We start from the raw sequence: 20,439 nt of genomic DNA on the forward strand, positions 1-20,439 counted from the left end.
GTCCTCGTCGGCGGATTCCTACGAGGCATGCAGGTTGGCGTCGCGGCTTGGCGACGGCGCGCTTCCGCCGTCGCGCCCGAGGCCGAAGCACGGCATCAGCGCCTCGAAGCCCGCCACCGCGCCGCGCTGCGCCGACGGCACGGCCGCGCCGTCGCGCAGCGCCTCGCCGAGCTGGGCGACGAAATGGCGCCAGTGCGCGGGCGTGCCGTCCTCGGCGCCCACGGGCGCGAAGTAGCGCATCGGATGCGGCGCGAGCCGCGGGGCCAGCCGCCGGTGCATGACGCTGCCGCCGAGCCGCGAGCCTTCGACCACGTAGGCCAGGCCCCAGGCGAAGCCGGGGTCGGTGGCCTGCGCGGCGAGCGTGCCGGTGTCCGGCAAGGCCGGCAGCGTGGCCGGCCCGGCCGCCTGCGCGTCGCGCAGATCGAGTTCGAGCGCCTCGAGGCGCAGCGCGAGCTGCCGCGCCACCGCCTCGAGCGCCGCGACGCCCGAGCCGGCGAGCGCGTCGCGCACGGCCGCCAGCCAGGGCCGCAGCGCGCGCAGGTGCTCGGCATAGTCGGCCAGCGTGGCGTCCTCGCCGCCGATGCGCAGCCGGCTGTCGAGCGCATGGTGCAGTTCGCGCGTGGCCTCGCGCAGCGGTTGCAGCGCGACCGAAGCCGCCGGTCCGGGTGCCGCCATCAGCGCGCGCCCTGGGCCTCGGCCCCGAGGCCGGCGCAGAACGAGAAGAAGTCGTCGAGCCCGCCCGACTTGTCGAACACCGCGTCGGCGCCGAGTTCGCGCGCCCAGCCCGCGATGTCGTCGGTGCCGTAGTTGGTCAGCACCACCACGCGCTGACCGGCCCGGCGCTCGCGGTAGCGCTTGACGATGCCCAGGCCCGAGCCCTCCTCGAGGAACAGGTCGACCACCAGCAGTTCCCAGGGCGGATCGCAGGCGTCGAGCCGCTCGATGGCCTCGGCCTCGGTGGCGGCCGTGCCCACCAGCAGGATGTCGGCCTCGTCCTCCATGGCGGCGATGAGGTTGTGGCGGATGAGGGGGTTGTCTTCGACGAGAAAGGTGGAGATCGGCACGATGGGCGACAGCCTCGGTATTTTTTTTCGGATGGCGAGAGCCTACGCGATGGCGCTGAATATCCGGTGAGCGAGAACCATCACCCCGAGTAGGAAATCCGGCCGCCCGGCCCCCCCGGACCACGGCAACCGGCGGGCCGGCGGCCGCGCCCGTAAACTCCGGGGCCGGGCCCGCCGCCCGCGCGCCACCCCAGACGGACCGCCATGACCCAGATCTCCCCCGCCCTCGTCTCCGCCTTCGCGCCCAGCGGCACGCTGCGCGCCTCGATCAACCTCGGCAACCCGATCCTGGCCAACAAGCACCCGGTGAGCTACCAGCCGGTGGGCGTGTCGATCGACCTGGCCCACGAGTTCGCGCGCCGCCTGGGCGTGGGCGTCGAATTGGTGGTGTTCGACAAGGCCGCGGCCTCGGTCGACGCCGTCAAGGCCGAGCGCGCCGACATCGGCTTCTTCGCGATCGACCCGGCGCGCAGCGAGGGCCTGCGCTTCACCGCGCCCTATGTGCTGATCGAGGGCAGCTACCTGGTGCTCGACGGCTCGGCGCTGCAGGACAACGCCGAGGTCGACGCCCCCGGCCATCGCATCGGAGTCGGCGCGGGCAGCGCCTACGACCTGTTCCTCACGCGCGAAATCCACCGGGCCGAGCTCGTGCGCGTGCAGGGCGCGCAGGCCGTGCTCTCGGCGCTGCGCGCGGGCCAGGTCGACGTGGCCGCCGGCATCCGTCAGCTGCTCGAGACCGAGGCGCGCCGCTCCTCGGGCGTGCGCCTGCTGCCGGGCCGCTTCATGGTGATCCAGCAGGCCATGGGCACGCCGGCCAGCCGCGGCGCCGAGGCCCAGGCGCTGCTCGCGGCCTTCGTCGAGGAGATGAAGGCCAGCGGCTTCGTGGCCGAGGCGCTGCGGCGCCACGGCATCGAGGGCGCGAGCGTCGCGCCCTAAGAAGCCCGGGACACCCCTTCCGCAAGGCCGGCCGCCCGCGGCGCCCGGTCGCGCCGCCACAGCGCCAGCCCGCAGCCGAACACCACCACCTGCGTGCCGATCAGCAGCGCGAAGCCCGCGAAGAAGCCCGCCGCCGATCCGCCGCCCGCGCCATGGCCCGCCGCGCCGGCCGACGACAGCGCGCCGATCACGCCGCCCATCAGCACCGGCATGAAGCCGGCCACCAGGCTGCCCACGCCGTTGGTCACGCCGAAGGCGCTGGCCGTGTGCTCGGGCCGCGCGCAGTGCTGCACCGTGCTCGGGATCGCCGGGCTCTGCAGGCCCCAGAAGAAGTTCGCCGCCACCAGGCAGCAGGCCGCCACGTAGGGATCGCGCGCGCTGATCGCCAGCAGCACCGACAGCGCCACGCCCGCGCTGGCGCCCATGAAGATGAAGGGCACGCGCGCGCGGCCCAGCCGGTCGACCAGCACGCCGCCCACGAACACCGCGAGCACGGTCGCGTACTGCGGCAGCGAGGCCAGCCAGCCCATCTCGCGCAGCGAGAAGCCGCGCGCCTCGCGCAGGTAGGTCGGCAGCCAGTTGCTGCTGCCCCAGAGGTAGGCCAGCGCGGCCGAGGTCAGCAGCGTGATCAGGAACAGGTGGCGCGTGTGCAGCGCGCCCTTCACGATGCCGCCCACGCGCGCCATCGCGTCGCCGAAGGACTTCGGCGCTATCGCATCGCCCTGCCCCGCCGGCATGCGCACGAAGGCCAGCACCAGCGGAATGCCCAGCACGATGTTGAGCACGCCCAGCATGTGGAACGAGGTGTCCCAGGCGTACTGCGCGAGCAGCCAGCCCACGAGCGGAAAGCCCACCGCCAGCCCGAGGCCGGTGCCCATGTTGACGATGGCGTTGGGCTTGCCGTTCTCGTCGCCGCGGAAATGCGCCTTGATGTAGGACGAGGCGAGCGAGAACAGCGGCCCTTCCGACACGCCGAGCAGCACGCGCGAGGCCAGCAGCAGCCCGTAGCTGTGGAACAGCGGCGAGGCCCAGGTCACCACGCCCCACAGCACCAGCCCGAAGATCAGGCTGCGCCGCACGCCGAACAGCGCCGAGCAGAACGGCGTGAGCACGAAGGCCGAGATGCCGTAGCCCAGCATGAAGGCCGTCGCGAGGAAGCCCTGGCGCACCCGGTCGTCCGGCGCGATGCCCACGTGGCGCAGGAAGTCGGCGTCGGTGATCAGCACCGCGATGTTGATGCGGTCCACGTAGGAGATCGCGACGATCAGGAACAGCGTGATCACGCCGTACCAGCGGAGGTTCTTGCTCTGGCTTCGCATGGGACTTTCCGGGCGCGCGATGCGGCCCTCAGAACATGTGGCGCATGCCGAACTCGGTGCCGCTCGAGGACCGGTTCGGCGCCGTGATCGCGCCCGTGAGGGCCGCGGCCGCGCCGTTGCTGTTGCTGATGCGCGCCACGGTCGCGTAGAGCGCGGTGCGCTTCGACAGGTTGTGCACGTAGCCCAGCGCGAGCTTCGACGAGGTGGGGTTGCGCAGCGCGCCGAAAGGCTCGAGCCGGTAGCGCGCGTACGAGCCCTTGATCTCGCCCGGCCCGATCGGCAGGTGGAAGCCGATCAGCGCGCCCCTGGCATCGGTGGAGCCCTTCGACTCGCCGTAGAGCTCGCCCGTGAGCTTGAGGTTCATCAGCGACGGGCCGAAGGTGTAGGAGGCGCCGAGGTTGGTCACGCGCAGGTCGCCGCTCGCGTAGCGCGTCCTGCCGGTCGCCAGCGCGATGTTGAAGCCGCCGTCGGCATAGCCCAGGCGCAGGCCGGCGTGGTTGCCGTCGCGCTTGTTCGACACCAGGGTGCCCGGCAGCACAGAGGTCGACTCGTTCTCGCCCATCGCATACATCACCTGGCCGTAGAAGCCGCCGAGGCCGCCCGGCAGCAGGTAGCCCACGCTGTTGGAAGCGCGCGTGCCGGTCGGCGCCGTGAGGCCGCCCAGCCCCGAGAAGTAGAGCTGGTTGGCGCCGATGCCGCCGCCGGTGCCGAAGGGGTCGTAGATCGCGGTGTTCCAGAACGCCGGCACGTAGTCGCGGCCCAGGCGGATCTCGCCGAAGGGTCCCGCGAGGCTCACGGTGGCGCGGCGGTTGAAGCTCAGCACGCCGGGCGTGCCGTTGCCGCTGGCCTGGTTGTTCGAGTTCGAGGGAAAGCCCAGCGCGCTGTCGTTCTGCAGCCCCATCTCGAGCCAGAAGCCCGCCGACAGGCCGCCGCCGAGGTCCTCGGTGCCGCGGAAGCCGAGGCGACTGAACATGTTGCCGCTGTTCGCGAGCTGCGTCTTGCTGCCCGCGCCGGGCCCGCTGCCGCGCGTGTAGGTGACGGCGGCATCGACCACGCCGAAGATCGTGAGGGAGGATTGGGCCAGCGCTCCGCCAGCCGCGCTGATCGAAACCAGCGTGAGCAAGTACTTTTTCATGGAATGTCTCGGGTGGTTTTCTTCTGGCCTGGGGCCTTGGGGGAATCAGATATCGAGCACCAGGCGCGCGCCCTTGCAGCGCGACACGCAGATCATCATGGTCTTGTTGGCCGCGCGTTCGGCCTTGGTGAGGATGCCGTCGTGATGGTCGACCTCGCCTTCGATCACGGCCGTCTCGCAGGCGCCGCACACGCCTTCCTTGCAGCTGTGGTCGGGGTCGAGGCCGGCATCGATCAGGCTGTCGAGGATCGACTTGCCCGCGGGCACCTCGACCTCGCGCTTGCTCTTCGCGCAGGCCACCACGCAGCTTTGCGTGGCGGCCGGTGCCTCCACCTGCACGGCGGCGAAGCGCTCGATGTGCACGTTGGCATAGCCCAGTTGCTCGCAGCCGCGCTCGAAGGCATCGAGCATCGGCGTGGGACCGCAGCAGTAGTAGTGGCTGTCGTCGCCGCGCCCGGCCAGCAGCTTCGCGAGATCGGGCGGCGCGCCCTTCTCGTCGTCGAAGTGCCAGCTCAGTTCGATGGACTTCTCGCGCGCCAGCGCCTCGATGGCCTCGACGAAGGCCGCCTCCTTGCGGCTGCGCGCGCAATAGACCAGCTCGACCGGCCGCCCGAGCGACGCGAGCCGCTGCAGCATGCACCAGATGGGCGTGACGCCGATGCCGCCGGCCACCAGCACCGAGCGCCGAGCGGCCTCCTCGAGCGCGAAGTTGTTGCGCGGCGCCGAGATCGGCAAGGTCATGCCCACGCGCAGTTGCTGGTGCACGTAGCGCGAGCCGCCGCGGCTCTTGCGGTCGTTGAGCACGCCCACCACGTAGCGCTGGCGGTCGCCGGCCGGATTGCACAGCGAGTAGCTGCGCACCAGGCCGTTGGGCAGGTGCAGGTCGATGTGCGAGCCGGCCTCGAAGGCGGGAAAGTCCACCGCGGGCGTGGCCGGCCGGAACTCGACACTGACGATGCCGTCGGCCTCGTAGCGCATCGTGTGCACGAGGGCGTTCAGCGTGGGAGAGGACATGGCGATCGCTTCCTCGCTCAGGCGGTGGCTGGCTCGGCCGCTTGCGCGAGCTGCGCCACCGCCAGGTTGCGCATGTGGCGGCGCAGCCGCACGATGCCCAGGTCGTGCTGGTAGAGGTTCTCGTGCTGGTTGGCGTCGGCCTCCATCTCCTCGAGCATCACGCGGTCCTGCTCGAGCACGTGCCAGTGGCGCGCCTCGAGCCGGTTGCGGTAGAGGAAGCGCCAGGTGTCGCGCTGCCAGCCCGGTGCCAGCTTGCGCACGCGCCAGAAGAAGGTGGCGGTCATGCCCTTCACGATCGGCGAGAAGGCGCCCACGATGATGAAGTTGCCGCCGGGGCCGCCGGTCTTCGGATACGGGATCTCCAGCCGCATCCAGTGGATGCCGGTGTCGGCCCATTCGGTCCAGTCGAAGTTGACGTTGCGCTGGCCTTCCTTCTCGAACACGAAGCCGATGTCGGTCGGCCGGATGCCGAACTTGGCGCTCGAGTCGCCCTCGGCCATCGAGTGCGACTGCTTGTGCAGGTAGGTGCCGTGCATCGGGTCCATCACGTTGTCGAGCACGTAGCGGTAGTCGCCCTTCCACTCGGTGTAGCAGAGGAAGCTCGCGTACTCGGCGTCGTCGGTCAGTTGCTCGGGCAGAACCAGCGGCGGCGGCGTATCGACCGGCTCCTTCGAGTTGTAGAGGAACACGGCCCCGGCTCGCTCCTGCACGTGGAAGTGGCGCGTGGCTTTCGAGCCCTCGAGCTTGCAGCCCGGGCTGCCGGGCACGCGCGTGACCACGCCGTCGTGCCGCACCTCCACGCCGTGATAGGGGCACGAGAGCCGGTCGCCGAGCACCACGCCCTGCGACAGCGGCGCGCCGCGGTGCGGGCAGCGGTCCTCGAGCGCATGCAGCACGCCCTCGCCGTCGCGCCACAGCGCGAGCTTGCGGCCCAGGCGGCGCAGCGAGACGGGGTTCTCCTTGATGAAGTGCGAGGGGCAGATCGGATACCAGAGGTCCTTGAGGCCGATCTCGAGCAGATGGTCGACCGGGTCGGCCGGAACGGGTTGGATGGCGATGCTCATGGGTGTCTCCTCAGCCGGCCAGCGTGGCCATTTCCTTGCGGTACAGCGCCTCGGTCCAGGCCAGGCCGCCGGGCGTGGCCAGGCCGCTGTCGTTGAGCCGCTGCACCAGGCCCGGCAGGTCGTGGATGCCGTCGGCGAAGGCGCGCTCGATCACGTCGCCCAGCAGGTCTTCGTAGGTGGTGGCCGGGCGCTGGCGCGCCTGGTGCGGTTGCAGGTAGCGGTCTTGTGGCATGGGGTCCTCCGTGGGTGAGGTGGAATTCTTCAAACGGTCGCGGCCATCGCGGGCGTGGCCAGCGGCGCGGTCCAGGCGTCGTAGCCGTAGACCCAGTCGGCGTTGCCGCCCTCGCGCAGCCAGTTGTTGCCGCGCGAGCCGAGCTGCACCTGGCTCGCGCGCTCGATGCGGGCGGTCTCGAAGTCGGCCAGCGCGGCGGCGATGCCGTCCATCGCCACGCCCTCGAGATGGCGCGCGAGCACCACCGCGTCCTCGATCGCCATGCCGGCGCCCTGCGCCATGAACGGCAGCATCGGATGCGCGGCATCGCCGATCAGCGCCATGCGGCCGCGCGCCCAGGCGGGCATCGGGTCGCGTTCGTAGAGCGCGGTCTTGAGCACCGTGTCGCAAGCGTCGAGCAGCGCGCGCGCCTCGGGGTGGTAGGCCGTGTACTGGGCGCGCAGCTCGTCCACGTCGCCGGGCGCGGTCCAGGACTCGAGCTGCCAGCTGTCCTGCGGCGTGGTCGCGAAGATGAAGATGTCGCGGCCGCGGTTGAGCGGGAAGGTGACGATCTGGCTCTGCGGATTCGGCCCCCACCACTTGGTGAAGGCGCCGAGGTTCGGCAGGCCGGCCACGCGCTCAGCGCTCACCACGGCGCGGTAGGCCACGATGCCGGTGAAGCGCGGACTCTCGGCGCCGAACATCGCGTTGCGCACGCAGGAGTGGATGCCGTCGGCGCCGATCAGCGCGCCCACGCGGGCCTCGCTGCCATCGGTGAAGGAGATCGTCACGCCGCCCTCGTCGGCCGCGATGCGCTCGGCGCGTCGGGCCAATGCGACGCGCTCGGCCGGGAACATCTGGGCCAGCGCGGCCAGCAGGTCGGCGCGGTGGATCGTGAGCTGCGGCGCGCCGTAGCGTGCCTCGGCCGATTCGGCCATCTCGAGGCGCGAGGTCTCCGCGCCGCTGTCGTAGGTGCGGCTGATGCGGTGCGAGGGCCGCGCCGCGGTCACGCGGGCCGCCTCGCCGACGCCGAGGCCGTCGAGCGCGCGCACCGCGTTGGGCGTGAGGTTGATGTCGGCGCCGACGCGCGCGAACTGCTTCGCCTGCTCGAACACGACCACGTCGTGGCCGGCGCGGCGCAGCGCGATGGCGGCGGCCAGGCCGCCGATGCCGGCGCCGACGATGCCGATGGTGGATTCGCTGGTGTTCATGGGTGTGTGTCTCTTCCTTCTTGTTCGCGGCTCACTCGGCCACGATGTTTCGTGCCTTGACGATGCGGGCCCAGACGGCCGTCTCGTCGCGGATGTGGGCGGCGAACTCGGCCGGCTTCATCGCGGCACCGGTCATGCCCTGCGCCTTCAGGCGCTCGCGCACCTCGGGCTGGGCCAGCATCTCGGCCGCGTCCTTCGCGAGCTGGTCGACCACCGCCGCCGGCGTGCCGCGCGGCGCCATCAGGCCGTACCAGGAGGTCACGGCCACGCCCTGGATGCCCTGCTCCGCCAGGGTGGGGATGTCGGGCGCGGCGGGGCTGCGCACGGCCTCGGTCACACCGAGCGCGATCAGCTTGCCGTTGCCGATGAACGGCAGGGTCGCGGGCAGGTTGCTGAACATCAGCGGCACCGAGCCACCGAGCACGTCGTTGAGCGCGGGCGGCGTGCCCTTGTAGGGCACATGCAGCAGGTCGATGCCGGCCTGCTGCTTGAACAGCTCGCCCGCCAGGTGCAGCCCGCTGCCCACGCCGGGCGAGGCATACGACAGCGTGCCGGGCTTGGCCTTGGCCTGCGCCACCAGCTCCTTCACGCTCTTGATGCCCGAGGCCGGCGATGCCACCAGCACGTTGGGCGCCTTGGCCAGCATGGTGATCGGCACGAAGTCCTTCTGCATGTCGAACGGGAAGTTCGGCATCAGCGTGGGATTGATCGTGACGTTGCCGGCCGGGATCACCAGCAGCGTGTGGCCGTCGCCCTTGGCGCGCTTGACCTTCTCCATGCCGATGTTGCCGGCCGCGCCGACCTGGTTGTCGACCACGGCCGCTTGCCCATAGCGCCTGGCGAGTCCGTCGGACAGCACGCGCGCCAGCGTGTCGACCGGCCCGCCCGGCGGGAACGGCGAGACGATGGTGAAGCGCTCGGCGGCCAGTTGCTTGTGCACATCGCTTTGCGCGCTCGCGGGCAAGGCGATGGCGGCCAGCGCCGCGAACAGGAGGGAGAGGGAGAAGCGTCGTTGCATGGTGATCGGAACCGTCATTTCTTCTCGGTGAGGAAGGCGCCCTTCGGCCCCTCCGCGTTCTTCTGGCGCCGCGTGTGGCCGTCGAGGCCGCCATCGACCGCCCATTCGGCGAACACCGTCGGCCCCGGCTCGAACTCGCGCGGCTGCCAGTCGGCCGTGAGCTGGTCCTCGTCGGCGTAGTACTCGATCAGGCCGCCGGCCGGGTTTTTGAAATACCAGAAGTAGGCCGAGGAGACCGGGTGCCGGCCCGGGCCGAGCTGCGTGTCCCAGCCCTGGCGCGAGAAGTGCAGCCCGCCGCCGAACACCTCGTGGATGTCGCGCACCGTGAAGGCCACGTGGTTGAGCCCGCGCTTGCCCGAGGGGATCTGCAGCAGGAACAGGTCGTGGTGGCCGCCTTCGGGCGCGCAGCGCATGAAGGCGCCGCGGTTCGGATAGCTGTCGGAGCCGACGAAGCCGAAGCGCTCGGCATAGAAGGCGCTCGTGGCCTTCACGTCATTGACGAAGAACACCACATGGCCGACCTCGATCGGCGTGGCGCGCTCGTAGATCGGTGCCGGCTGGTTGAGGCGCGGCTTGGCGTTCCAGGTGTTCATCGCGCCGCAGTCGACCTCGACGGCATGCTTGCGGCTGACCTGCAGGCGCACGGCCAGGCCGTTGGGATCGATGCAGCCGATGCGGCGCGCGCCGTCGATGCTGGCGTCGAGGAAGCCCGGATCGTTCGCGATCGCGGCGGCGTAGCGCTCGAGGTCGGCCTCGCTCTCCACGCCCCACACCACTTCGCGCAGGGTCGAGCCCTCCTCCATCGCGGGCGGCAGGTTCGCGTCGTCCAACGCCGCGACGACGACCCGGCAGCCGTTGAGGCACTCGAAGACGAGTTCGCCAGGCGCCTCGGACTTCAGCGCGAGGCCCCAGTCCTCGAAGAAGCGGCGGCAGGTGGGCAGGTCGTCCGCCCCGTAGGTGATCTGGTCGATGCCTAGAACGCTCATGGTGTGGCCCTCTGTTCAGTTCGCCCACGCGAGCGGTTGTTCGTTGGTGCCCCAGTACATGCTCTTCTGCTCCATGTACTGGAAGATGCCTTCGCGGCCCTTCTCGCGGCCCAGGCCGCTGTCGCGCCAGCCGCCGAAGGGGGTGGAGACCGAGAACTGCTTGTAGGTGTTGACCCAGACCGTGCCGGCCTGCACCGCGCGGCCGAGCTTCCAGGCGCGCTTGAAGTCGCGGCTCCACACGCCCGCGGCCAGCGCATAGACGCTGTCGTTGGCCTGCGCGATCAGCGAGGCCTCGTCGTCGAAGGGCATCGCGACCAGCACCGGGCCGAAGATCTCCTCCTGGCTGGTGCGCGCGTGGTTGTCCAGGCCTTCGATGATGGTCGGCCGGTAGAAGTAGCCGCTGTCGTAGCCCGCGCCCTGCGGGCGCACGCCGCCGGTGCGGATGCGGCCGCCCTCGGACACGCCGAGTTCCACGTAGCGCTCGATGCCCTCGCGGTGCTTCGCCGTGATCAGCGGGCCCATCTGCGTGCGCTCCGAGGCCGGGTCGCCCACGCGCAGCGCGTTCGCGCCCTCGGCCAGCCGCGTGAGGAACTCGTCGTAGATGCCGCGCGCCACGAACAGCCGCGAGCCCGCGATGCACGATTCGCCCGACGAGCTGAAGATGCCGTAGAGCACGCCGTTGACCGCATGGTCGAGGTCCGCGTCCTCGAGCACCATGGTCGGCGACTTGCCGCCGAGCTCGAGCGACACCGGCATCATCTTGTCGGCCGCGATGTGGGCGATGTGGCGGCCGGTGGTGGTGCCGCCGGTGAAGGACACGCGCTTGACCAGCGGATGCCTGGTGATCGCATCGCCGATCACCGAGCCCCGGCCCGGCAGCACGCTGACGATGCCCCTGGGCACGCCGGCCTGTTCGCAGATGCGCGCCAGTTCGAGCGCCATCAGCGGCGTGACCTCGGCGGGCTTCACCACCACGGCGTTGCCGGCCGCCAGCGCGGGCGCGAGCTTCTGCGCCTCGCTCGCGATCGGCGAGTTCCACGGCGTGATCGCCGCGACCACGCCCATGGGCTCGTGCACGCTCATCGTGACGAAGGCGCCGCGCGACGGGGTGATGCTTTCCTCGAGCGTCTCGAGCGCGGCCGCGAAGAACTGGAAGGTGCCCGCGGCGCTGGCCACGAGGTTGCGCGTCTCGTTGATCGGCTTGCCGTTGTCGAGGCGCTGCTTCTGCGCCAGCGACTCGGCCTCGTCGCGGATCAGCTGCGCCACGCGGTGCAGCACGGTGGCGCGCTCGTGCGGCAGGCGCTGGGCCCAGCCGCTGGTGCGGAAGGCCCGGTCGGCGCCCGCGATGGCCTCCTCGACGTCGGCCAGGCTCGCGGCGCGCAGGCGCGCGATCGGTTCGCCGGTGGCCGGGTACAGGCTTTCGTAGACGTCGCCGCCGCCCAGGCGCCATTCGCCGGCGATGCAGATCGGAAGAAGTTCGGAAGAAATCATGGGGTGGCTCAGATGGCGAGCGCCGCGACGCGGTTGCGCAGCGCGCGCACGGCGCTGTAGACGGTCAGCGCGGAGGTCTTGGGATTGGCCGCGAGCGGCTTGTTGCGCATGGTCAGCTCGAAGCTGCCGAAGGCGCCCTCGGCTTCGACGGTGTGCACGTTCTCGGCCGTGGTCGGGTCGGCGATCAGCCGCACCTGCGTGAGGTCGAGCCCCAGCCCCGCGAGCGAGACCGTGGCCGCCACGTTGGCGTTCTTCGGATAGAGCAAGGCCGCCTCGCGCGCGCTGCCCTCGAAGATGACGGTGGCCTGCGCCAGCGCATCGAGGTCGCGGCCCTGCTCGGCCGGCGTGCCCTTCCAGGCCTTCGGCGGCTTGCGGCCGGTGTAGCGCACGCTGGCCAGGCCGCCGATGCGGGCCGCGGCCAGCGCGTCGATCGCGCCGATGGCGCCCGGGATCAGCTGCACCTGGGTGCGGCCCGCGACCGCCGCGGCCTCGAGCCGTTCGGCGAAGCCTGCCGCCGACAGCGCGCCCACCGAGGCGACCACGCAGGGCGTGCCGCGTTCCAGCGCGGGCAGCACGTGCTGCTCGATGGCCGCATGGCCCGCGGTCTCGACCACGAGGTCGATGCCTTCGGCCGGCACCGCGGCGAGCACCTGCGCGCCGGGCGCGGCCTGGCGCGCGGCGTCGGCGCCGTCGGCGGGCACGACGACGGTCGTCACCTTCAGGGCCGGGTCGTCGCGCAGCAGTTCGAGCACCGCGGTGCCGATGGCGCCGCAGCCGACCAGGGCGATGCGCGTGGGGGCGGTCATGGATCGGGCCTCGCTCGCTGTCACTTCTACTGTCACTTGGCCGTGCCGAGCGCGGGAATCTGCGTGACCGTGTTGGTCGGCGGGCCCGCGAAGCTGGTCTTGAAGCCGCCGATCGATAGCATGTCGATCTCGAGCAGGAAGGGGCCGTCGGTGGACAGCACCTCGTCCAGGCGCGCCGGCAGCTCGGCCAGGTCCTTCACGCGCGCATGCGGCAGCGCGATCGACCGGCACAGCAGTTCGTAGTCGGGCGTGTGCAGCTCGGCATAGCACTGGCGGCCGCCGTACTGCGCGTCCTGGATGTTCTTGATCACGCCGTAGCTCTGGTCGTTCATCAGCACGATGGCCATCGGCGCCTTCTCCTGCACCATGCAGGCCAGCTCGCCGAGGTTGAGGATGAAGCCGCCGTCGCCGGCCAGGCAGAAGGTCTTGCGGCCCGAACCGGTGACCGCGGCACCGATGGCCGCGCCGATCGCCATCGGCATGCCCTGCCCGATGCCGCCGCCCGTGGCATGCACGCCGGCGCTCGGCTCGAAGATACGCAGCTCGCGGTTGCCCCAGGTGCTGTTGGAGACCGTCACGTCGCGCACCCAGTTGAACTGGCGGCCGGCCGCCGACTGCAGGCGGCGCACGAGTTCGGCATAGGGGCCGAGGCCGTCGCGCAGCGTGGCCACCGCCTGCTCGTGCGCGGCGCGCAGGTCGACCAGCAGTTGCGGGTCGGCGCGGTAGCCGGCCGCCTCGAGGCGATCGGCCAGGCCCTCGAGCGCGAGCGCCGAGTCGCCGCAGACGAAGGCCTCGGAGGCATAGCAGCGGCCCTCGGCGGCCGCGTCGGCATCGATGCGGTAGAGCGGGCGCGGCAGCTTGAGTTCGTACTTGAGCGTCTCGTTGCCGCGCAGCCGCGAGCCGACGACCAGCAGCGCATCGCAGCTCTGGTAGAAGGCCTCGACCGGCTTCTGGATGTTGTAGGCGCCGAGCGAGCCGGCATCGTCCTCGGGCACGGTGCCGCGGCCCTGCGTGGTCGTGACCACGCCGAAGCCCAGCTTCTGCAGCCGCTGGATCGCGGCGCGGGCATGGCGCGCGCCGCCGCCGATCCACAGCAGCGGACGCTTCGCGGCGGCGAGCCGCGCGGCCAGCGCATCGAGCCCGGCAGCCGAGGGCACGGGCCGCTCGATGGGCAGCGGCGACAGGTCGGCCGGCATGGTGGTCAGCGCCGACTGGATGTCGATCGGGATCTCCACGCTGACCGGGCCGGTGGGCGCGGTCAGCGCGAGCTGCACCGCGCGCTTGAGCGTGCCGAGCACGGTCTCGACGCTGCGCACGCGCAGCGCCGCCTTCGACACCGCCTTGAGCATGGTGAGCTGGTCGGGCGCCTCGTGGATGTACGACATGCCCTTGTCGAGGTAGGGCGTCTCGATCTGGCCGGTGATGTGCAGCAGCGGCGCGCCGGCGGTCAGCGCCTCGACCAGGCTGCCCGCGATGTTGCCCGCGGCCGGACCGGTGCTGGTGATGCACACGCCCAGGCTCGCGGTGGAGCGTGCATAGGCGTCGGCCATGTTGCCCGCGCCGGCCTCGCCGCGCGCCGAGACGAAGCGGATCGTGCCGCGCTGCGCGAAGGCATCGAGGATCGGCATGTTGTGGATCGAGATCACGCCGAAGGCGGCCTTGACGCCGCACTGCTCGAGGAAGGCGGCGACGACCGCGCCCACGGTCACGGGGCTGTTGTTGTTCTGGGGGTTATGCATGGCGGGAGTGGCCTCCGGAGATGTCGATATGGCTGCCGGTCGTGTACGACGCGAGTGGCGAGGCCAGGAAAAGAATCGCGCGCGCGGCTTCGGTCGGAAGCCCCAGGCGACCCAGCGGGATGTGTTTGGTCTTCGCGAGCTGGCCGCTCCAGGCGGCCCAGTCCAGCGACTTGTCTTCGCGCGCCTCGAAGCGGCGGCGCCACTGGCCCGACTCGACCAGGCCGATCAGGATGCCGTTGACGCGCACGCCCTGCGGCGCGAACTCGGTCGCCATCGAGCGCACCAGGTTCAGCAGGCCAGCGCGCGCGGCCGAGGTCGCGACCATGTGCGGCTCGGGCTGGCGCGCCAGCAGCGAGTTGGCGCAGACGATGGCGGCGTCGCCAAGCACGGCGCGCTGCGCCGCGAGCTGCGGCAGGAAGGCGCGCGTGGGATGGATCACCGAGAAGAACTTCAGGTGCAGCTCCTGCGTCCACGCCTCGTCGTCGGTGTCGGCGAAGGTCGAGACCCGGCCCTGCCCCGCGTTGTTGACCAGCATCGAGGCCGGGCCGAGCGCGGCCTCGCTGGCGGCCGCGAAGGCGCGCACCGCGGCGGCATCGAGCACGTCGCAGGGCTGCGCGAACAGCCGCGCCTCGGGAAAGCGCGCGCGCAGGCCGGCCACGGCGCCATCGAGCCGCTCGGCATCGCGGCCGCACAGCGCGACCGCGGCACCGCAGGCCAGCAGCAGCTCGACCGTGGCCAGGCCGATGCCCGACGAACCGCCCGTGACCACGGCCACGCGGCCGGCCAGTGCATCGGCGGCGAAGAAGGAAGAAGAGGAAGCAGCCATGGGTCTCAGGCGCTGCGCAGCGGCACCACCTTGGCGGCGCGCGCGGGCGAATAGTTGAGCAGGCCCGAGATCTCGTCGGCCGTGCCGCGCACGCGCTGCACCATCTCGTCCATGCGGCTCTCGTCGATGTGGCCCGAGGTGATGGTGGCGCCCAGTGCCGCCACGATGTGGCCGCCGTGGTCGCGCACCGGCGCGGCGATGGTCGAAATGTTCGACTCGAAGAAGCCCTCGCCGAGCACATAGCCGCGCTGGCGGTCGGCCTGCACCATGTCGAACAGCTCGTTGACGGTCTTCGGCGTGCTCGGCGAGAAGGTCTCGAGCTTGTCCTCGGGATAGAGGGCGCGCAGTTGCGGCAGGGTCAGGTCCTCCAGCAGGATGCGGCCCAGCACCGTGGCATGGGCCGGCAGCCGCGTGCCCACGGTGACCGAGCTCGCGAAGGGCGTGGGCGGCGCGACCTTGGCGACGTAGACGATCGAGCGGCCGTCGCGCACCACCAGGTTGCAGGGCGTGCGCAGCTCCTCGCAGAGGCGGTTGAGCAGCGGCGTGCCGAGCTGCGTGAGCTCGAGCGAGGCCAGGTATTCGAAGCCCAGGCGCAGCACGGCCAGGCCCAGGCGGTAGTCGCGCCCGCCCTCGGCGCGCTCGAGGAAGCCCATGTTCTCGAGCGTGGTGAGCAGGCGGAACACGGTCGAGCGCGGCAGGTCGAAGCGGCGCGCCAGCTCGGGCGCCGAGAGCGTGCGGCTCTCGCGGCTGAACTCGCACAGCACGCGCAATCCGCGCTCGAGCGCGGGCACGTTGTAGCGGTCCGCGCCCTCTTCCATCGCGTCGGTGTCGTTGGTGGCCATGTCTCTTGATTTCCTTGGTTGGATAGGGGGTGATGGCGCTCAGTGCGCGAGCGATTCGCGCAGCAGCGCGGCGACGGCCCGCGGTTGCTCCACGTAGCCGGCGTGGCCCGCATCGTCCACCAATTCGAGCGCCACGCCGCAGCGCCGCGCCACTTCCTCGCAGGCCGCGGGCGGCGTGACGGCATCGAGCGCGCCGCAGGCCACGCGCACCGGCATCGGCGGCGGCAGCTCGGCCAGCAGGTCGGCGTTGCACAGCAGCTCGACGGCCTGGCGGTAGCCGCGGTCGTTGAGGCGTGCCATGTTCCAGCGCACCCATTGGCGCGCGGCCTCGCCGGCCTGGTCGGACACCAGCCGGCCCGCGCGCCGCGCGGCCATGCCGGCGATGCCGAGCTGCTCGAGCGTGGCGAGCCGTTCGGCGCGCACCTTGGCGCGCGCCTCCGCGCGCTGCGCGGCGCCGTAGCCGATCGCGGGGCTGACCAGCAGCAGCCGGCGGATGCGCGCATCGCGGCGCGCGGCCGCGGCGGCAACGATCGCGCCGAGCGAATGGCCGAGCAGCACGCAGGACTCGATGCGCAACGCATCGAGCAAGGCGCCCAGGCGCGCCGCGTAGTCGGCGGCCGCCGGTGCATCGGCCTCGAGCGGCGTCGATGCGCCGTAGCCGGGGGCGTCCCAGGCGATCAGGCGCGCCTCGGGTGCGAGCAGCTCGGCGACCTCGAGCCACGAGGCCGCGCCCGAGCCGATGCCATGCAGGCAGACGATCGCCGGGCCCTGCCCGCGTTCGCGCACCGACACCACGGCACCGCCCGCGACCGCGACCTCGCGGGCCGCGAAGCGCGCATCGAGCCGCGCCAGCTCGGCGGCGGGCGGCATCGAGGCCTGGATGTCGATGGTCTGCATGGCCGCCGTGCTCAACGCTTGATCCTGGCCAGCGGATGGTCGGCCGGATAGGTCGGCGTCACCGGCTTCTTGGCGCCGAGCATCACGCACATCAGCGCGTCCTCGTCGCCGATGTTGATCTCCTCGCGGTAGACGCCGGGCGGCACCGAGATCAGGTCGCGGTCGGTCATGATGGTCTCGAAGCGCTCGCCGTCCTTCTCGATCACCACCTTGAGCTTGCCGCGGATCAGGAAGAACACTTCCTCCACGTCGGTGTGCAGGTGCGGCGGGCCTTCGTGGCCGGCCGGGATCACCATGGTCGAGAAGGTGAAGTGCTCGGCCGGCACGGTGTTGACGTCCTTGGCGACGCCGGTGCCGCCCGTGCCCACGTAGCGCATCTGGGCGCGGCGGAACTTGGGATCGAAATCGGCCTGGAACTTCAGCGCGTCCCAGTCGTACTTGCGGGTCGAATAGCGCGCGATGCGGCTGTCCATCCACTCGGCGAGGCTGCTGCCCGCGGGTTGCGCCAGGCTGTTGCCGCCGGCATCGTTGATCTTTTGCTGTTCGGACAGATCGCTCATGGTGTGGGACTCCTGGGTCGAAGAGGAAGGGATTCAGTGCATCGCGAAGCCGCCGTTCACGGCCAGCAGCTGGCCGGTCACGAAGCGCGCGAGGCCGGAGAGCAGGAACACGGTGGCGCCGCAGACGTCGGCCGCCTGCTGTTCGCGCGGGATGGCGCGGCCCTCGAGGTATTTCTGGTGGCGCGCCATCGGCACGTACTCGGTGGCCTCGACCAGCGTGAGGCCGGGCGCCACGGCGTTGACGGTGATGCCGTCGCCGCCCCATTCGCGCGCCAGCGAGCGCGTCATGGAGATCACCGCGCCCTTGCTCGAGGCATAGGCCAGCAGGTTGGGCGCCCCCCACAGCGCGGTGTCGGAGGCGAGGTTGACGACGGCGCCGCGGCCGCTGTCGGCCAGCGCCGCGCGGCAGGCGCGGCCCATGAGCCAGCTGCCGCGCACGTTGACGGCCATCACGCGGTCCCACATGTCGATCTCGAGCTGGTGCGCGTCGCGGCCGCCCGAGTTGGTGATGGCGGCGTTGTTGACCAGGCCGTCGAGCCCGCCGAGCAGCCGGATCGCCTCGGCGGCGCCGGCCTCGATCGAGGCGGGGTCCGCGAGGTCGATGGCCAGCGCATGCGCCTGGCGGCCGGCGTCGCGCAGCGCCTTCGCTTCGCTTTCGGCCTGCTCGCCGAGGATGTCGGCCAGCACCACGCCGGCACCGGCCGCGGCGATGCACTGCGCGAACGCGAGGCCGAGGCCGCGCGCGCCGCCGGTGACGAGCACCCGGCGGCCGGCCAGCAGGTTGGCCGGCAGTTCGGCCAGCAGCGCCTGCAGGCTGGCGGGATCGGCGGTGGTCTTGAGTTCGGTCATGGCGGGTTCAGTCGGCCTGGATGCCGAGCTCCTTGATGACCTTGCCGAAGCGCGCGTAGTCGGCGGCATTGGTCTTGCCGAGCACCTCGGCCTCGCCGCCCACGGGCGTGGTGCCGAGCACGGCCATGCGCGAGACGATCTCGGGCATCTTCAGGATCTCGTTGAAGTGGCCGTTGAGCGTCTTCACGATCTCCGGCGGCAGGTTGCGCGGGCCCCAGAGGCCGTTCCAGGCCGTCACCTCGACGTCCTTGTAGCCCTGCTCGGCCAGCGTGGGCACGTTGGGCGCGAGCGGCGTGCGCTGGGCCGAGGCCACGGCCAGCGCGCGCAGCTTGCCGTTGGCGAAGTACGGCGCCACCGGGCCCAGCGTGATGAAGGTGACGGGCACGTGGCCGCCGAGCACATCGTTGACCGCCGGCGCCACGCCCTTGTAGGGCACGTGCGCGAGGCTGGCGCCCGAGGCGCGCGCGAACATCTCGCCGAGGATGTGCATCGGCGAGCCGCTGCCCGGGCTCGCATAGCCGAGCGGCTTGGCCGGCCTGGCCGCGGCCACCGCGTCCTTCAGGCTCGCGAAGCCGCTGCCGGCACCCGCTACCAGGAACAGCGGCTGGCTGCCGGTCTGCACGATCGGCGTGAAGCCCGCGAGCACGTCGTAGCCCGAGGTGCCGCCGGTCTTGAGCACCAGCTGCGCGATCGAGAAGGTGCTGGGCGCGAGCAGCAGCGTGTAGCCGTCGGGCGCGGCCTTCGACACGAAGGCGCTGCCGATGATGCCGCTGGCGCCGGGCCGGTTGTCGACCAGCACCGGCTGGCCGACGCGCGTGGCGAGCTTCTCGGCGAACAGCCGCGCGAGCGCGTCGGTGTCGCCGCCGGCCGGGTAGGCGACCACCAGCGTGATCGGCTTGGCCGGATAGGCGTCGGCCCAGGCGGACCCGGTGGCGCTGGCGGCGGCCGCGCAGACGGCGGCGGCAAGGGCGTGGCGGCGAGTGAGGGGCATGAATTCGTGGGTCCGGGTGGATCGTTGTTTGTTTTACTAATGAAACAACGATTTATTAATGGAACGCCACGAAGGATAACGATCAGGACAACTTCATATCTAGGTAGAAACCCTAGTCGGCTTTGCGCATGCAAAAACAGGGCGGCTCCTCTCGGAACCGCCCTGCCCCTGGCGTCGAAGCAGCGCTGCTCAGCCGCCGTAGCGCGCGACCGTCAGCCCTTCCATGTCGATCGCGGGCACACGCCCGCCGACCAGGTCGGCCATCACGCGGCCGGTGCCGGCCGCCATGGTCCAGCCCAGCGTGCCGTGGCCCGTGCTCAGCAGCAGGTTCGGAATGCGGCAGGCGCCGATCACGGGCGTGCCGTCGGGCGTCATCGGGCGCAGGCCGGTCCAGAAGCTGGCCGTGCCCACGTCGCCGCCGCGCGGAAAGAGATCGGTCACCACGTGCTCGAGCGTATCGCGCCGGCCGGCATCGAGGCGCAGGTCGAAGCCCGAGAGCTGGGCCGTGCCGCCGACGCGGATGCGCTCGCCGAGCCGGGTGACGGCGACCTTGAAGGTCTCGTCCATCACGGTGGATTCGGGCGCCCCCGCCGGGTCGGCGATCGGCACCGTGATCGAGAAACCCTTGACCGGGTACACCGGCAGGTCGATGCCCAGCGGCCTGGCGAGCGCGGGCGAGTAGCTGCCGAGCGCAAGCACGTAGCGGTCGGCGACGAAGCGACCGGCATCGGTGCGCACCGCGGTCACGCCGCCGCCGTCGTGCTCGATGGCCTCGATGTTCACGCCGAAGCGGAAGCTGGCGCCATGGCCCTCGGCCAGCACCGCGAGCGCCTGCGTGAACTTGAAGCAGTCGCCGGTCTCGTCGCCCGGCAGCCGCAGGCCGCCGACGAACTTCTCGCGCACCGCGGCCAGCGCGGGCTCGTATTGCACGCAGCCCTCGCGGTCGAGCAGCTGGTAGGGCACGCCCGAGGCCTTCAGCACCTCGACGTCCTTGGCGCTGCCGTCGAGCTGCTGCTGGCTGCGAAACAGCTGCAGCGTGCCCTGCATGCGCTCGTCGTAGGCGATGCCGGTGTCGGCGCGCAGCGCCTTCAGGCAGTCGCGGCTGTATTCGGCCAGCCGCACCATGCGCGCCTTGTTGACCTCGTAGCGCGCCTGCGTGCAGTTGCGCAGCATCGCGAGCCCCCAGCGCCACATGGCCGGGTCGAGCATCGGCTTGATGACCAGCGGGCTGTGCTGCATCAGCATCCACTTGACGGCCTTCCGCGGCACGCCGGGCCCGGCCCAGGGCGCCGAATAGCCGGGCGAGACCTCGCCCGCGTTGGCGAAGCTGGTTTCGAGCGCGGGCGCGGGCTGGCGCTCGAGCACCGTCACCTCGTGGCCGTCGCGCGCCAGGTAATACGCCACCGAGGTGCCGATGACACCGCTGCCCAGGACCAGGATCCGCATCGAAGACCTCCCGCTGCCGAAGCCGGCATGCCGC

The 20,439-nt window shown here is 71.4% G+C and carries 21 protein-coding genes; 1 reads left to right on the plus strand and 20 read right to left on the minus strand.

The genetic code is table 11. The features are described 5' to 3' along the window. Positions 1-18: 18 nt before the first annotated feature. Positions 19-675 carry a biliverdin-producing heme oxygenase gene (locus AC1HIL_RS23425; RefSeq protein WP_261207079.1) on the minus strand — a complete coding sequence of 219 codons (657 nt, stop codon included), beginning with the start codon at positions 673-675 and terminating at the stop codon, positions 19-21. Next, positions 675-1,064 carry a response regulator gene (locus tag AC1HIL_RS23430; protein ID WP_057597945.1) on the minus strand — a complete coding sequence of 130 codons (390 nt, stop codon included), beginning with the start codon at positions 1,062-1,064 and terminating at the stop codon, positions 675-677. The genes AC1HIL_RS23425 and AC1HIL_RS23430 overlap by 1 nt, the downstream gene beginning before the upstream one ends. A 204-nt stretch (positions 1,065-1,268) precedes the next feature. Here AC1HIL_RS23430 and AC1HIL_RS23435 point away from each other — a divergent pair, with 204 nt between their 5' ends. Next, on the plus strand, positions 1,269-2,000 hold the full coding sequence (locus tag AC1HIL_RS23435; RefSeq protein ID WP_479670113.1) for an ABC transporter substrate-binding protein: 732 nt from the start codon (positions 1,269-1,271) through the stop codon (positions 1,998-2,000). On the opposite strand, the gene AC1HIL_RS23440 is transcribed toward AC1HIL_RS23435, so the two are convergent. From AC1HIL_RS23440 to AC1HIL_RS23525, 18 genes are all read right to left on the minus strand, one after another. After that, on the minus strand, positions 1,997-3,319 hold the full coding sequence (locus tag AC1HIL_RS23440; RefSeq protein ID WP_479670114.1) for an MFS transporter: 1,323 nt from the start codon (positions 3,317-3,319) through the stop codon (positions 1,997-1,999). The two genes, AC1HIL_RS23435 and AC1HIL_RS23440, sit on opposite strands and share 4 nt — an antisense overlap. Positions 3,320-3,347: 28 nt before the next feature. Then, positions 3,348-4,454 carry a porin gene (locus tag AC1HIL_RS23445; RefSeq protein WP_479670115.1) on the minus strand — a complete coding sequence of 369 codons (1,107 nt, stop codon included), beginning with the start codon at positions 4,452-4,454 and terminating at the stop codon, positions 3,348-3,350. A gap of 45 nt (positions 4,455-4,499) precedes the next feature. After that, entirely contained in the window at positions 4,500-5,468 is a 969-nt protein-coding gene (locus AC1HIL_RS23450) for a PDR/VanB family oxidoreductase (protein WP_479670116.1), read from the minus strand. Between the two features lie 17 nt (positions 5,469-5,485). Then, positions 5,486-6,532: a Rieske 2Fe-2S domain-containing protein gene (locus AC1HIL_RS23455; protein ID WP_479670117.1), complete on the minus strand. Its 1,047-nt coding sequence runs from the start codon at positions 6,530-6,532 to the stop codon at positions 5,486-5,488. Between the two features lie 10 nt (positions 6,533-6,542). Then, complete coding sequence (locus AC1HIL_RS23460) at positions 6,543-6,764, minus strand: recombinase-like helix-turn-helix domain-containing protein (RefSeq protein WP_057595700.1); 222 nt, start codon at positions 6,762-6,764, stop codon at positions 6,543-6,545. Between the two features lie 29 nt (positions 6,765-6,793). Then, a complete protein-coding gene (locus AC1HIL_RS23465) occupies positions 6,794-7,954 on the minus strand; it encodes an FAD-dependent monooxygenase (RefSeq protein WP_479670118.1) in 1,161 nt (386 codons plus the stop codon). Positions 7,955-7,985: 31 nt separating this feature from the next. Continuing rightward, on the minus strand, positions 7,986-8,972 hold the full coding sequence (locus tag AC1HIL_RS23470) for a Bug family tripartite tricarboxylate transporter substrate binding protein (protein WP_479672434.1): 987 nt from the start codon (positions 8,970-8,972) through the stop codon (positions 7,986-7,988). A gap of 14 nt (positions 8,973-8,986) precedes the next feature. Then, on the minus strand, positions 8,987-9,958 hold the full coding sequence (locus tag AC1HIL_RS23475) for a VOC family protein (RefSeq protein ID WP_479670119.1): 972 nt from the start codon (positions 9,956-9,958) through the stop codon (positions 8,987-8,989). A 15-nt stretch (positions 9,959-9,973) separates the two neighbouring features. Beyond that, entirely contained in the window at positions 9,974-11,449 is a 1,476-nt protein-coding gene (locus tag AC1HIL_RS23480) for an aldehyde dehydrogenase (protein ID WP_479670120.1), read from the minus strand. Between the two features lie 8 nt (positions 11,450-11,457). Further along, positions 11,458-12,255 carry an aspartate dehydrogenase gene (locus tag AC1HIL_RS23485; protein ID WP_479670121.1) on the minus strand — a complete coding sequence of 266 codons (798 nt, stop codon included), beginning with the start codon at positions 12,253-12,255 and terminating at the stop codon, positions 11,458-11,460. Between the two features lie 32 nt (positions 12,256-12,287). After that, positions 12,288-13,994, minus strand: a complete 1,707-nt coding sequence (locus AC1HIL_RS23490) for a thiamine pyrophosphate-binding protein (protein WP_479670122.1) — start codon at positions 13,992-13,994, stop codon at positions 12,288-12,290. Further along, positions 13,987-14,820 (minus strand): SDR family oxidoreductase, encoded by an 834-nt coding sequence (locus AC1HIL_RS23495; protein WP_261207056.1) that lies wholly within the window; start codon positions 14,818-14,820, stop codon positions 13,987-13,989. Before AC1HIL_RS23495 ends, AC1HIL_RS23490 begins: the two co-directional genes overlap by 8 nt. Positions 14,821-14,825: 5 nt before the next feature. Continuing rightward, positions 14,826-15,662, minus strand: a complete 837-nt coding sequence (locus AC1HIL_RS23500; RefSeq protein ID WP_057595708.1) for an IclR family transcriptional regulator — start codon at positions 15,660-15,662, stop codon at positions 14,826-14,828. Positions 15,663-15,701: 39 nt separating this feature from the next. Then, entirely contained in the window at positions 15,702-16,559 is an 858-nt protein-coding gene (locus tag AC1HIL_RS23505; RefSeq protein ID WP_479672435.1) for an alpha/beta fold hydrolase, read from the minus strand. Positions 16,560-16,570: 11 nt separating this feature from the next. After that, positions 16,571-17,119 (minus strand): cupin domain-containing protein, encoded by a 549-nt coding sequence (locus AC1HIL_RS23510; protein ID WP_479670123.1) that lies wholly within the window; start codon positions 17,117-17,119, stop codon positions 16,571-16,573. Between the two features lie 33 nt (positions 17,120-17,152). Further along, positions 17,153-17,968: an SDR family oxidoreductase gene (locus tag AC1HIL_RS23515; protein ID WP_296785066.1), complete on the minus strand. Its 816-nt coding sequence runs from the start codon at positions 17,966-17,968 to the stop codon at positions 17,153-17,155. Between the two features lie 7 nt (positions 17,969-17,975). After that, complete coding sequence (locus AC1HIL_RS23520) at positions 17,976-18,959, minus strand: Bug family tripartite tricarboxylate transporter substrate binding protein (RefSeq protein ID WP_479670124.1); 984 nt, start codon at positions 18,957-18,959, stop codon at positions 17,976-17,978. Between the two features lie 189 nt (positions 18,960-19,148). Next, complete coding sequence (locus AC1HIL_RS23525; protein WP_479670125.1) at positions 19,149-20,405, minus strand: D-amino acid dehydrogenase; 1,257 nt, start codon at positions 20,403-20,405, stop codon at positions 19,149-19,151. Between the last annotated feature and the right edge of the window lie 34 nt (positions 20,406-20,439).

The organism is Variovorax sp. ISS6 (genome assembly GCF_056523145.1).